The organism is Stenotrophomonas sp. JC08, assembly GCF_052180205.1.
GTDB lineage: Bacteria > Pseudomonadota > Gammaproteobacteria > Xanthomonadales > Xanthomonadaceae > Stenotrophomonas.
Genome location: NZ_CP197473.1, coordinates 1,221,664 through 1,234,392, shown reverse-complemented (window position 1 = coordinate 1,234,392; position 12,729 = coordinate 1,221,664). Strand labels below are relative to the sequence as shown.

Genomic DNA, 12,729 nt, shown 5'->3' with positions numbered 1-12,729 from the left:
TCGCCGCTGCCGGCCAGCGGCGCTACACTCCCCGCCCGCCTTGACCTTGCAGCTGCCATGACCTCCCCGATCCGTCTCGACAAGCGCGTGTCCGCGCTGCTGCAGTGCTCGCGCGCGCAGGCCCGGCAGTACATCGAAGGCGGCTGGATCAGCGTCGACGGCGTGGTGGTGGAAACCCCGCAGACGATGGTGACCACTGAAGTCGTCACCCTGGCCGCCGAGGCCAGCGCCGAGGCCGCCGAGCCGGCCACCCTGCTGCTCAACAAGCCCGCCGGCGCCCGTGCCGCCGATCTGCCGGCATTGCTGGTCGAAGGCAACCGGTTTGCCGACGATGCCTCCGATATCCGCCTGCTGCGTCGCCATTTCCAGCGGCTGGACGCCCTGATGCCGCTGGACGATGGCGCCAGCGGGCTGGTCGTATTCACCCAGGACTGGCGCGTGCGTCGCCACCTGCTGGAAGCCGGCCCGACACTGGAGCAGGAGTACATGGTGGATGTCAGCGGCGAGCCCACGCCGTGGGCAATGCCCAAGCTCACCCAGGGGCTGGTGTACCGCAATCGCGCGCTACCCGGCTGCAAGGTCAGCTGGCAGAGCGAGCAGCGGCTGCGTTTTGCGATCAAGGATGTGCAGCCGGGCCAATTGCCGTGGATGTGTTCCCAGGTCGGGCTGCAAGCCGGCCAGGTCCGTCGCCTGCGCATCGGCCAGGTGGGATTGAGCAAGATGCCCGAAGGCCAGTGGCGCTATCTCCCGGTCGGCCAGCGCTTCTGAGCGCTCGCTTCGGGAAGCACCGCAGCGCCCGCTGGATTTGGTCTACGCAAGCGGCCAGCGACGTCAGCGGGAGATCATTGTCCTACAGCAGACGCAGCAACGCCGCCGCAGCCGCACCGGCCAGCACCACCACCAGGAACGGCAACCGCAACACTAACGCCAACGCGGCGGCGATCAATGCTCCCAGCCGGGCATCCAGTGCCAGGCCGGTGCCCGCAGACACCGTGTTCATCGCCGTCAACGAGGCCAGCAGGCCGATGGTCAGGCAGCCGGCCACCCGGCTCATGCGCGGTGACTGCAGCCAGCGCACCGGTACCAGATAACCGGCGAACTTGATCGCCCACGCCGCCGCGCACCCCAGCAGGATCCAGCCCCACAGCATCATTGCACCGGCTCCTTGCCGGTGTCTGGCGCCACATCCGGCTCCAATCCTTCATCGGCCGGCCCCTGCCCGAACCAGCCCCACAACGCCGACACCGCGGCTGCCAGCAGGATCGGCAGACCCGGCGGCAGCCATGGCAAGGCCAGCACCGTGACCAGCGCGCAGACCACGGCAATGGTCACCGGTTCGCGCGAGCGCAGCCGCGGCCACAACAGCCCGAGGAATGCTGCCACCGCCGCCCCATCCAGGCCCCAGCGGCGCGGATCGCCGAGCGCATCGCCCAGCAATGCTCCCAACAGGGTGAACAGGTTCCACAGCACGAACACGCCGATACCGGCCACCCAGAAACCACGGCGCTGTTCGGCCGGATCGGTCTGGCTGGCAGCGGTGGCCGCCGATTCGTCAATGGTCACCTGCGCCGCCAGCGGCTTGAGCCACCCGCGCGGCTGCAGCAGATGGTTGATCTGTGCCCCGTACACCGCGTTGCGGATGCCCAGCAGCGTGGCCGCACCGAACGCCGCCGCACCGGTACCACCGGCCGCGATCACGCCGATGAAGGCGAACTGCGAGCCTCCGGTGAACATCAGCAGGCTCAGCGCCACCGTCTGCAGCACGCTGAAACCCGAGGCCACCGCCAGCGCGCCGAAGGAGATGCCATACAGGCCGGTCGCCAGCGCGATCGACAGGCCGATGCGTACCGCCGGGGTGAAGCGCTGATGCATGGGGTCAACCTCGCGCGCGCGCCTGTTCTGCAGCGGCGACGAACACCACGTCGGTGGAGGAGTTGAGCGCGGTTTCAGCCGAGTCCTGCACCACGCCGACGATGAAGCCCACCGCCACCACCTGCATGGCGATGTCGTTGGAAATTCCGAACAGGCTGCAGGCCAGCGGAATCAGCAGCAGCGAACCACCCGGTACACCTGAAGCACCGCAGGCACCCACTGCCGCCAGCACGCTCAGCAACAAGGCGGTCGGCAGGTCCGCGGCGATGCCCAGCGTATTGACCGCCGCCAGCGTCAGCACCGAGATGGTGATCGCCGCACCGGCCATGTTGATGGTCGCACCCAGCGGGATCGCCACCGAATAGGTTTCCTCCTGCAGCCCCAGCTTGCGGCACAGCTCCATGTTGACCGGGATGTTGGCCGCCGAGGAACGGGTGAAGAACGCGGTGATGCCACTTTCGCGCAGGCAGCGCAGTACCAGCGGATACGGATTGCGACGGGTCACCACCGCCACGATCAGCGGATTGCCGACCAGCGCCATGAACAGCATCGCGCCGACCAGCACATACAGCAGGTGCAGGTAGGTTTTCAGCTCGCCCAGGCCGGATTCGGCCAGCAGCGAGGCGACGATGCCGAACACGCCCAACGGCGCCAGCCGGATCACCATCCGCACCAGCCAGGTCACCGCCTGGGACAGGTCGGACACCAGCGTGCGCGTGCTCTCGCTGGCATGGCGCAAGGCCAGGCCCAGTCCGATCGCCCAGGCCAGCAGGCCGATGTAGTTGGCATTGAGCAGCGCATGCACCGGGTTGTCGACGATCTGCATCAGCAGCGTCCGCAGCACCTGGTCGATGCCGCTGGGCGCATTCAAGCCGACCTCGGCGGCCTTCAGCGTCAGCGTGCTGGGAAACAGGAAGCTGGCGGTCACGCCCACCAGTGCCGCCGCCAGGGTGCCGAGCACATACAACACGATGATGAAGCGCAGGTTGGTCTTCTGCCCGTGCCGGTGGTTGGTGATGGAGGCGGTGACCAGCACCAGCACCAGTATCGGCGCCACCGCTTTCAGCGCCGAGATGAACACCGTGCCAAGCAGGCCGACCGCCCGCGCCCCGCCCGGCCACAGCTGCGACAGCACAATGCCGGCCACCAGGCCGATGACGATCTGCACCACAAGGCTCGGCGCGCGGAAGGAAAACGGACGGTCGCTCATCGCAGGACTCGGCACAAAGGCAAACCGCGATTCTCTCCCGGCGGTGCCCTCCACCGCACCCCCATAACGTCATGGATCGCCCTGCCATCCCCCATCCGCGGCAAACGCCGTTAGCATCCGCCCATGGAAACAACGCCTCCCCGCTCCTTTCCCCGACGGCTGCTGCGCCTGTTCGGCCGCCTCCTCGGCGTGCTGGTGCTGCTGGTCATCAGCGGCCTGCTGCTGGGCGACCGGCTTACTCCCAAGGCGATCGGCACGCCCTCCCACGTGTTGCCGGTGGAAGCCGGGCAGACGCTGCTGGACCAGCAGCTGCAGCCGCTGTTCGTGGCCCATCCCGGCAAGAACGGCACGGTGTTCCTGTCCGAAGGCCTGGAAGCCTTCGCCGCCCGCGCCCTCATCACCCGCATGGCCGGGCGCAGCCTCGACCTGCAGTACTACATGTGGCACGACGACATGCTCGGCCACCTGCTGGCGCGCGAGGTACACGCCGCGGCCGAGCGCGGTGTGCGGGTGCGACTGCTGCTCGATGACATGAACGCGGTCGGCATGGACCCGCTGATGATGGCGCTCGATGCCCATCCCAATATCGAGATCCGCCTGTACAACCCTTTCCGCAACCGCGACGGCCTGTGGCGGCTGGTGGAAATGGTGCAGCGGGTTTTCAGCATCAACCACCGCATGCACAACAAGGCCTGGACCGCCGATGGCCAGGTGACGATTGTGGGCGGCCGGAATATCGGCGGCGAATATTTCGATGCGCGCCCGGACGTGAACTTCCGCGACCTCGACCTGCTGCTGGCCGGCCCGGCGGCGCAGCAGGCCGGCAGCATCTTCGACGATTACTGGAACAGCACGATGGTGGTGCCGATCGCCGCGCTGCACCCGACATCGCCGCATGACCTGGAACGCTTCATCAGCCGGTCGGAACAGGACACCCGCCTGATCGGGGCGCAGCCGTATCTGCAACGGGTGCAAGCCCATCTCGGCCAGGCCTATTTCGACAAGCAACTGGACCTGCACTGGAGCGCAGACGTGCAGCTGCATTCCGACCCGCCGCAGAAACGCCACACCACCGACCGCAGCGACTGGCTGGTCACCCGGCTGGTGGATGAACTGGGCAGCGCGCGCCACAAGGCACTGTTCATCTCTCCCTATTTCGTTCCCGGCGATACCGGCACCGCCGCCCTGGTCGACCAGGTAGCCCGGGGCGTACATGTTGGCATCGTCACCAATTCGCTGGCCGCCAACGATGTCGCCGCCGTGCACAGCGGTTACATGAACTACCGCATGCCGCTGCTGGCCGGTGGCGTGCAGCTGTACGAACTGAAGGCACGCGGCAACGAACACAAGGCCTCCACCTTCGGCAGCAGCGGCGCCAGCCTGCATACCAAGGCCTTCATGATCGACGACCGTCGCGGCTTCGTCGGCTCGTTCAACCTGGACCCGCGCTCGGCCTATCTCAATACCGAAATGGGCGCGGTGTTCGACGATCCCCAGCTGGCCGCACGGCTGCGCACTGAATACCTGCGTCTGTCAGGCCCGCAGCTCAGCTACCGGGTCTACCTGGACGGAGGGAACCGGCTGCGCTGGCTGGAGTGGGAAACACCGCCGCCCACCGTACTCACCACCGAGCCGGACAGCACCTGGCTGCAACGCGCAATCGCCCGTGTGATCAGCTGGCTGCCACTGGAGTCGCAGCTTTAAGCGATGCCTTCACGTTCTTGCGGATGGACCCGCCGCCACAGCCAGCCGGCCACATGTGGCGGAAGGTGCAGGGCCAGTTGCGCCTGCGCTTGCTCGACCGACAGCACCTGCCCGTCGCACAGCATCGACAGCGAGGCCGCCAGTTCGCCCCGCTGCAGCGAGCGTGCCAGCCCGCTCCCCGCCTGCTCCCGGGCCTGCTCCCGGGCCTGCGCTTCCAGTGCCTGCACGATGGCCGGCTCCAGTTCCCACTCGCGGGCGATACGCGCGGCGGTTGCCGCCGCACAGCTGTCGATCAAGCGCAGCAGCACCTGCGGCGAAGGCGGCAGTGTCTGCCGGCGCGAATAGGCATCGGCCGTGGCCTGCACCACCATCGCCACGCCCAGACCGCGCAACAGCCCCGCCAGCTGTGCGGAAAATCCGTCCTCGTTGTCCATGCTGCGGGCATGGTCGGCCGCGGCCAACGACATGCGCAGGGTGTATTCCCACAGCTGCCTCGAGTAGCGCCCTCCATCGCGGTCGGGTGGATTCATCACCGGCTGCACCAGCGCCGCGGTGATGATCTGGCGGATGCCGTCATTGCCGACCAGCGTCACCGCCCGCTCGATGCTCTGCACCTCATGGCGCTGGATACGGTACAGCGGACTATTGGCGATGCGCAGCAGGTTGACCGCCAGCACCGGATCGCTGCCGATGATGCGGCTGATCGAGCGCGCCGAAGCGGTGCTGTCATTCACGCTCTGGATCAGCTGCGGTAGCAGCTGCGGGCGGCGCGGTATATAGCGCGGCGACAGATCCGCCCGCTGCAACGCGGCCATCACCCTGCCGCTGATCTCGTGATGCTCCGGCCCCGGCTCTTCCGCCGGTACCTCTGCCAGCCCCAGCGCCAACATATGGAAGCGCTGCCGCAACACCGCCAACGCCATCGGCTCGACCCCGGGCACGGCGCCAGCCGCCTCCACCATCTCACCCACGTATTGCCGCCGCGGCGAAACCCGCGCACGGAGCGTGCCCCTGCGTGCGATCAACACCACTACCAGCGCAGCCACAGCGGCCGCCAGAATCATCATGTCCACGTCTACGCAACCCGAGCAGAACCCCGGCATCGTTATCGGCACCGCCTGCGTGGACTTGAAGCCGGAGATTGGAGGATGTAGCTGTCCGGCTTCCATGCAGAATTGCGACTCGATGCTCCCCCCTGGGAGCAGCTCAAGACAATCCGCAACCGGCAATGCTCACCGGTGCCAAGGACAAGGAAGACGACAATCTGCTCGGCACCTTGCTCGGCATCATCAAGGAAGACGAAAAGCCCAGGCCGGCAACGCAGCAACCACGCACCATGGACGATCTGATCGCCAAGATCGAAGCCGACCAGCAGCAGCGCACCCGAGACGAACGTACCGCCTTCGACCAGGTCGCAAGCAAGAAGTCGGCCTCGACCGAATCCAGCGTCCAGGCACAGCTGCGCTTTTGCCCGGGTGCCAACACCCTGCAGGGCCTGGAGTGTCGCCGACGCATATGCGCCAGCGTCACCGGGAAAGATCCCGCCTGTCCGGCAATGTAAAGACCGGGACAGATCTGTCCGGAGTTATCCCACCTTCGCCTTCCCACTTCTTTACCAGTACGAAGGGCCTATCCGAATCACGGTTTGGCCGGGGAGATCAACGCAGGTACAGACGTCGCTTACGCTGTATATCCATGGACCATGGGCGGATGGCGGGTGATGCCGCACAGACCGGCCCGGGTGAAGCCATCAGGCATTTCAACAACCAGATGATTCTGGCGAAGGTCCACCGGACAGGATCAGAAGCTCTCGACCAGTTACGACCGGCAATGCCTCTGCGGTAAAGCCCCCTCTTCGATCACTACCCTCGGACGGCATGGCCGGAAATGGCGGAGATATCACAGAGCCGAAGCCGGACAGGTAGCAGCGCTGCAGCGGAAAGCGGAAAGCGGAAAGCGGAAAGCGGAAAGCGCAACGTAGTCTGCAGCATCGTTCCTTCAACAATCCGGGTTACACCAATCGCTGGCGCACCGCTTCGAACAATGCCACACCGGTCGCGACGGAGACGTTGAGGCTTTCGACATCCCCGGGCATCGGAATGCGGACCAGTTGATCGCAGGTTTCGCGGGTCAACCGTCGCAGGCCTTCGGCCTCGCCACCCATCACCAGCGCCACGTTGCCGCGCAGGTCGAGCTGGTGGACGGTGGTATCCACTTCACCGGCCAGGCCGTACACCCACACGCCCAGCTTCTGCATGTCCTTGATGCAACGGACCAGGTTGGTCACCGCCACCACCGGGATGCGGTCGGCGGCGCCGGCGCTGACCTTGCGCACGGTGGCATTGACCGGGGCACTCTTGTCCTTGGGGATGACCACGGCGGTGACACCGGCAGCGGCCGCGCTGCGCAGGCAGGCGCCGAGGTTGTGCGGGTCCTGCACTTCATCCAGCACCAGCACCAGCGCCTTGCCTTCGGCAGCCTCGATCAGCCCCTGCAGTTCGTTCTCGGCACACAGTTTCGCAGCGGCATAGCGTGCGGCTACGCCCTGGTGACGCACCTGCCCGGCCACGCCGCCCAACGCCTGCGCATTGACCTTGCGCACGTCGATGCCCTTGCGCAGGGCTTCTTCCTCGATTTCAACCAGGCGCGGGTTCTTGGCGCCGGCTTCGATCAGCACCTCGCGGACGTTCTCCGGGTCTTTTTCAATCGAGGAGGCCACGGCATTGACGCCGACGATCCACTGGTTCTGCTTGCTCATGGGCGTCACATGGGGAAAACGGGGTGGCAATGGTAGGCCCATTCGGCGCCACCCGCAGCTGCCACCGGCCTACGGGGGTCCAATGGCGGCCACCACGCGGCGGCCGCCATCACGGTCAGTATTTCTTCTTGCTGCGCTTGGCCGGCTTGCCGCGCTCGGGCAATGGCGACAGGCCAGTGTCGATGGCTTCGCCGTCCAGTTTCTCGACCAGCCGGAAATCGATCTTGCGCTCTTCCATGCTGGCCTTCAGCACCAGAATGCGGACCCGATCACCGAGGCGGAACGCGTTGCCGCGGCGGTCGCCGCTGAGGGTCTTGCGGATCGGATCGAACTGGTAATAGTCGTGCGGCAGCTGGGTCACATGGACCAGACCGTTGACCTTGGACTCGTCCAGCTCGACGAACAGGCCGAAGCTGGTCACGCCGCTGATCACGCCATCGAACTGGCCGCCGACGTGCTTCTCCATCCACGCCGCACGGAAGCGCTCGTCGACCTCGCGTTCGGCCTCATCGGCACGGCGCTCCCGCTCGGAACACTGCAGCGACAAGGCCGCCATCTCGCGCGGGGTGTAGGTGTACTTTTCGCGCGGCGCGCCGGTCAGTGCGTACTTGATCGCGCGGTGCACCAGCAGGTCCGGGTAACGACGGATCGGCGAGGTGAAGTGCGCGTACGCTTCCAGCGCCAGGCCGAAGTGGCCGTTGTTGTCCGGCGCATACACCGCCAGCGACTGGCTGCGCAGCAGCACCGACTCCAGCAACGCCGCATCCGGGCGCTCGCGCACCTTCTTCAGCAGTCGGGTGTAGTCGCCCGGCTGCACCTTGCTCCACGCCGGCAGGCTCAGCTTGAACTCCTTGAGGAATTCCAGCAGGTCGGCGTACTTGGATTCCGGTGGCCGCTCGTGCACGCGGTACGGCGCCGGAATGTGGGTGGACAGCAGGTAACGCGCCGCCTCCACGTTGGCCGCGATCATGCATTCCTCGATCAGCTTGTGCGCATCGTTGCGCACCAGCATGCCGGCCTGGGTGACTTCGCCGCGGTTGTCCAGCACGAAGCGGACTTCGGAGGATTCGAACTCGATCGCGCCACGGTGCTCACGCGCCTTGGCCAGCACCCGGTACAGCTGGTGCAGTGCCTGGATCTGCGGCAGCAGCGCGCCGATCTCGGCCTTGGCCACGGCGTCATCCTCACCGACCGCATTCCACACCTGGGTGTAGGTCAGCCGCGCGTGCGAACTCATCACCGCCTCATAGAAGCGTGATGCGCTCACCTGCCCGTCGCGCCCGACCTGCATGTCGCAGACGAAGCACATGCGGTCCTCGTTCGGCCGCAGCGAGCAGATGCCGTTGGACAGCGTCTCCGGCAGCATCGGCACGACAAAACCGGGGAAATACACCGACGTTGCGCGCTTCTGCGCCTCATCATCCAGCGGCGTGCCGGGGCGCACGTAGTTGGACACGTCGGCGATGGCCACCACCAGACGGAAACCGTCACGGTTGGGCTCGCAGTACACCGCGTCATCGAAGTCCTTGGCATCCTCGCCGTCGATGGTCACCAGCGGCATGGAGCGCAGGTCCACGCGCTTGCCGATCATCGACGGCTCCACCGTCATCGGGATGGCGGTGGCCTCGTCCAGTACTTCCGGCGGAAACTCGTAGGGCAGCTCGTGGCCGTGGATGGCGGTTTCCACCACCAGCGACGGTGTCAGCTTGTCGCCCAGCACCGCGATGATCTTGCCGATCGGTGGGCGTCGCGAATCCGGCGCATGGGTGAGCTCGCACACCACCAGCTGGCCATCCTTCGCACCACCGGTCGCGTCGGCCGGGATCTGGATGTTGCGCTGGATGCGCTTGTCGTCCGGCACCACATAACTGATGCCGGCTTCAACGCTGAAATGGCCGATCAGGCGATTGACGCCGCGTTCCAGCACGCGCGCGATGGCGCCTTCGCGGCGGCCACGGCGGTCGATGCCGGTGACATTGGCCAGCGCGCGATCACCGTGCATGACCTTGCGCATCTCATAGGGCGACAGGAACAGATCGTCGCCCCCCTCGTCCGGGCGCAGGAAACCGAAGCCTTCCGGATTGGCGATCACCACACCCGGAATCAGGCTCAGCGCCAGCACCGGCGCGAAGCCGCCACGGCGGTTCTGCACCAGCTGGCCATCGCGCACCATCGCGCCCAGGCGCTTGGCCAAGGCATCGGCACGATCCGGCTCGGTCAGCCCCAGCTGCGCACCGATCTCCTCGGCGTTCTGCGGACCCTCGCAACGCTCCAGCAGTTGCAGGATCGCCTCGCGACTGGCGATCGGCTGCGCGTAACGCTCGGCCTCGCGTGCGGCATACGGGTCGTCGAAGGTTGCTGCCGGATCCGGCTTGCGGCGGCCACGGACAAAGCTCTGCGGGGCAGCCCGGTCTTGGGACTTGCCCTTGCCAGTCTTGGCCGGCGTCGCCAGGCTCTCAGGCATCCAGGGCGGCAACTTATTGGATTTGCGGGCACTGCCCGGGGCCTTGCCCGGCTTGCTGCCGGCGGCGGACTTGTGGGCCTTTCCGGCCCCAGTGGTCTTTTTGTTTTTCATCGACCGCCATGGTACCTGCTGAACCGTGTACGCAGTGCGCATGCCGACAACGGGCAGCAATGCGGGAACCGTTGACAAATTCCATCGTGCTGGCCAGAATCGCCGGCCTGAAGTGCCCAGGTGGCGGAATTGGTAGACGCACTAGCTTCAGGTGCTAGCGGGGGCAACTCCGTGGAGGTTCGAGTCCTCTTCTGGGCACCACGTTTCAAGATCAGACCCGCGCAAGCGGGTCTTTTCGTATCTGCCGCAGCCGCAGCCTGCAGGCCGGGAGCCACGCTGGAATAACGGCCCACACCGGTGCGCCGGATCAACACCTCACCTCCACGCCGGCGCCCTCTGCATGTATTCACAAAAGTGTTGACGGTTACAAAACCGCTCTGCATAATCTCGCTCCTGAGTCGCCCAGGTGGCGGAATTGGTAGACGCACTAGCTTCAGGTGCTAGCGGGGGCAACTCCGTGGAGGTTCGAGTCCTCTCCTGGGCACCACGACTCAAACGAAACAACCCGCGCAAGCGGGTTTTTTTGTGCCTTGTCGTCGCCGCGCTGCACATGCGGACAACGTGGTCAGCTGCAGTGGTTGAGCCCTTCAGGCGGCTGCAGCCCCACGCCCTGATGCGGGAAGACGCGCAGCCCCTCCCCGTTCGCCCGGATGGCCTGCAACAGCAGCACCGGTCTTCTCCACAAAGACGTGCGGTGATGGAATCGTTGCGGGAAGGTGATGTCCCTTCTATTCAACAGGGGCAGCTGGGAGAAGGCCGCGAACACCACTTCCGCACCGCTCTCATCGAGGACCGGATGTGCCCCCCACCCCGGCGCCTGAAATCGCTACGACTTGCGCGGTCATCATCGAGGTGCCGCCGCGCAAGGCGCGAATGCGGGGCCGCTGGTGGGCAGACTCCCGCTGGAAAGATCACGACTCGTTGTGCGAAGTGTCACTGGCACTGTACACCGGCTCACCATCGACCCAGGTAGACAGCACCTGCAGGTTGTCCAGTTCGGCGGGGTCCACTGCCAGCGGGTCGCGGTCCAGGACTACGAAGTCCGCGCGCAGGCCGCGCTGCAGCATGCCCACCTCGGTTTCATCATGGCCGGCCAATGCCGCGTCACGGGTAAAGCCGCGCAGCGCTTCGGCGGCGCTCAGGCGTTGGTCCGGCTGCCACCCGCCCGGCGACTGGCCCTCGGCATCCTGGCGCGTCACCGCGGCATACAGGCCCAGCCGCGGGTCGACCTGCTCGACCGGGAAGTCCGACCCCAGCGCCAGTCGTGCGCCGCTGTGCAGATAACGCTGCCACGCATAGGCCCCCTTGATCCGCTCCGGGCCGACACGCTGCTCGGCCCAGCCCATGTCCGAGGTCGCATGGGTGGGCTGCATCGAGGCGATCACCCCCAGCGGTGCGAAGCGGGCGATATCATCCAGCGCCACCACCTGCGCATGCTCGACGCGCCAGCGGTGATCGCTGTCCTTGCGCGCGCCCAGCACCTTTTCATAGGTATCGAGCACGATGCGGTTGCCGCGATCACCGATGGCATGGGTGGCCACCTGCACCTTGCAGCCATCGGCCTTGCGCACCGCCGCTTCGAACTCTTCCGGCGTGGTCATCAGCAGGCCATGATTGTGCGGATCGTCGCTGTAGTCGGCCAGCAGTGCGGCGCCACGACTGCCGAGGGCACCATCCATGAACAGCTTCACCCCGCGCATCTGCAGGCGGCCACCGGCATGCTGATACAGCCCGCTGCTGCACAGGTCATCCAGTGCGGCCTGGTTGCCATCGGCATACGCATCGATACGCAGCGGCAGCTTGCCCTCATCCGCCAGCCGCTTCATCAACGCCAGATCCTCACGCGACACACCCATGTCATGCACACCGGTCAATCCATTGCCGACCGCCGCCTGCAAGGCCACCTGCAGGCGCTTTTCACGTGCGGAATCATCCAGCGCGGGGATGTGATCGGCTACCAGCGCCGCAGCCGCATCCACCAGCACGCCCTCCGGCCTGCCGGCGGCATCGCGAACGATGCGCCCACCCTGTGGCTGCCAATCACCGAGCAATGATTTCCCGCCTGCTTCGGCAATACGCAGCGCGGCGCTGTTGACCCAGGCCGCATGCCCATCGACCCGGTCCAGATAGACCGGCCGCTCCGGGAAGGCCGCATCCAGATCGGCGGCGGTGGGAAAGGCGGTGTTGTCCCAGCGGTTCTGGTCCCAGCCACGGCCCAGCAGCCATTCACCTGGTGCCAGTGTCTTTTCGAATGCCTGCAAGCGCTCGATGATTTCCGCCCGGTTTTTCGCACCGGACAGATCCGCCTGCGCCAGCGTGTTGCCCAGATAGACCAGATGCGCGTGGGCGTCGATCAGACCCGGCACCACGGTGGACTTGCCCACGTCGACACGACGCGCCTGCGGATAACGCTGCTGCAAGGCATCGGCACTGCCGACGTCGAGCACGCGCCCCGTCGTACTGTCCCAGGCCATCGCCCCAGCCACCGGTTGCGCCGGATCACCGGTGCGGATGGTATCGGCCAGCAGCAGCCTCACCTCGGCATTGACGGAGGCGGCATGCAGGCAGGGAAGCAACAGGGCAACGCAGGCGAAACGGCGCATCAGGCAA

Annotated in this window: 9 protein-coding genes, 2 tRNA genes and 1 pseudogene; 5 read left to right on the top strand and 7 right to left on the bottom strand. The window is 66.2% G+C overall.

The annotated features are described in order from the left end of the window. The first annotated feature begins 57 nt into the window (after positions 1-57). Complete coding sequence (locus tag ACSBPQ_RS05595) at positions 58-768, top strand: RNA pseudouridine synthase (RefSeq protein ID WP_442684050.1); 711 nt, start codon at positions 58-60, stop codon at positions 766-768. 82 nt (positions 769-850) lie between these two features. On the opposite strand, the gene ACSBPQ_RS05590 is transcribed toward ACSBPQ_RS05595, so the two are convergent. Genes ACSBPQ_RS05590 through sstT form a run of 3 tightly spaced genes read right to left on the bottom strand, consistent with a single transcriptional unit; the run spans position 851 to position 3,082 of the window. Continuing rightward, positions 851-1,153 (bottom strand): AzlD domain-containing protein, encoded by a 303-nt coding sequence (locus ACSBPQ_RS05590; protein WP_442684049.1) that lies wholly within the window; start codon positions 1,151-1,153, stop codon positions 851-853. After that, positions 1,150-1,872: an AzlC family ABC transporter permease gene (locus ACSBPQ_RS05585; protein WP_442684048.1), complete on the bottom strand. Its 723-nt coding sequence runs from the start codon at positions 1,870-1,872 to the stop codon at positions 1,150-1,152. Before ACSBPQ_RS05585 ends, ACSBPQ_RS05590 begins: the two co-directional genes overlap by 4 nt. Positions 1,873-1,876: 4 nt before the next feature. Beyond that, a complete protein-coding gene (gene sstT, locus ACSBPQ_RS05580; RefSeq protein ID WP_442684047.1) occupies positions 1,877-3,082 on the bottom strand; it encodes a serine/threonine transporter SstT in 1,206 nt (401 codons plus the stop codon). A gap of 123 nt (positions 3,083-3,205) precedes the next feature. Between sstT and ACSBPQ_RS05575 the strand changes: the two genes are divergently transcribed. After that, positions 3,206-4,786, top strand: coding sequence for a phospholipase D family protein (locus ACSBPQ_RS05575; RefSeq protein WP_442684046.1), 1,581 nt, complete (start codon positions 3,206-3,208; stop codon positions 4,784-4,786). On the opposite strand, the gene ACSBPQ_RS05570 is transcribed toward ACSBPQ_RS05575, so the two are convergent. Further along, positions 4,783-5,853 (bottom strand): HDOD domain-containing protein, encoded by a 1,071-nt coding sequence (locus ACSBPQ_RS05570; protein WP_442684522.1) that lies wholly within the window; start codon positions 5,851-5,853, stop codon positions 4,783-4,785. The genes ACSBPQ_RS05575 and ACSBPQ_RS05570 overlap by 4 nt on opposite strands. A gap of 161 nt (positions 5,854-6,014) precedes the next feature. On the opposite strand from ACSBPQ_RS05570, the gene ACSBPQ_RS05565 reads away from it, so the two are divergent. Further along, the gene (locus ACSBPQ_RS05565) at positions 6,015-6,347 is read left to right on the top strand and encodes a hypothetical protein (protein ID WP_442684045.1); all 333 of its coding nucleotides are present in this window, start codon (positions 6,015-6,017) and stop codon (positions 6,345-6,347) included. Positions 6,348-6,797: 450 nt separating this feature from the next. On the opposite strand, the gene rlmB is transcribed toward ACSBPQ_RS05565, so the two are convergent. Further along, positions 6,798-7,544: a 23S rRNA (guanosine(2251)-2'-O)-methyltransferase RlmB gene (gene rlmB, locus ACSBPQ_RS05560; protein ID WP_442684044.1), complete on the bottom strand. Its 747-nt coding sequence runs from the start codon at positions 7,542-7,544 to the stop codon at positions 6,798-6,800. A 115-nt stretch (positions 7,545-7,659) separates the two neighbouring features. Beyond that, a pseudogene (gene rnr / locus ACSBPQ_RS05555) lies at positions 7,660-9,897 on the bottom strand (ribonuclease R); the annotation flags it as partial. A gap of 336 nt (positions 9,898-10,233) precedes the next feature. Here rnr and ACSBPQ_RS05550 point away from each other — a divergent pair. Together ACSBPQ_RS05550 and ACSBPQ_RS05545 are read left to right on the top strand one after the other, a co-directional pair. Continuing rightward, positions 10,234-10,320: transfer RNA gene (locus tag ACSBPQ_RS05550), tRNA-Leu, on the top strand. A gap of 199 nt (positions 10,321-10,519) precedes the next feature. Further along, positions 10,520-10,606 (top strand) — tRNA-Leu (locus ACSBPQ_RS05545). A gap of 424 nt (positions 10,607-11,030) precedes the next feature. On the opposite strand, the gene ACSBPQ_RS05540 is transcribed toward ACSBPQ_RS05545, so the two are convergent. Next, entirely contained in the window at positions 11,031-12,722 is a 1,692-nt protein-coding gene (locus ACSBPQ_RS05540; RefSeq protein ID WP_442684043.1) for an amidohydrolase, read from the bottom strand. Between the last annotated feature and the right edge of the window lie 7 nt (positions 12,723-12,729).

Bases quoted from the DNA above. Each gene is read 5' to 3' on its own strand.
- ACSBPQ_RS05595 (WP_442684050.1), top strand. From the start codon at position 58: ATGACCTCCCCGATCCGTCTCGACAAGCGCGTGTCCGCGCTGCTGCAG.
- ACSBPQ_RS05590 (WP_442684049.1), bottom strand. From the start codon at position 1,153: ATGATGCTGTGGGGCTGGATCCTGCTGGGGTGCGCGGCGGCGTGGGCG.
- ACSBPQ_RS05585 (WP_442684048.1), bottom strand. From the start codon at position 1,872: ATGCATCAGCGCTTCACCCCGGCGGTACGCATCGGCCTGTCGATCGCG.
- sstT (WP_442684047.1), bottom strand. From the start codon at position 3,082: ATGAGCGACCGTCCGTTTTCCTTCCGCGCGCCGAGCCTTGTGGTGCAG.
- ACSBPQ_RS05575 (WP_442684046.1), top strand. From the start codon at position 3,206: ATGGAAACAACGCCTCCCCGCTCCTTTCCCCGACGGCTGCTGCGCCTG.
- ACSBPQ_RS05570 (WP_442684522.1), bottom strand. From the start codon at position 5,853: ATGATGATTCTGGCGGCCGCTGTGGCTGCGCTGGTAGTGGTGTTGATC.
- ACSBPQ_RS05565 (WP_442684045.1), top strand. From the start codon at position 6,015: ATGCTCACCGGTGCCAAGGACAAGGAAGACGACAATCTGCTCGGCACC.
- rlmB (WP_442684044.1), bottom strand. From the start codon at position 7,544: ATGAGCAAGCAGAACCAGTGGATCGTCGGCGTCAATGCCGTGGCCTCC.
- ACSBPQ_RS05540 (WP_442684043.1), bottom strand. From the start codon at position 12,722: ATGCGCCGTTTCGCCTGCGTTGCCCTGTTGCTTCCCTGCCTGCATGCC.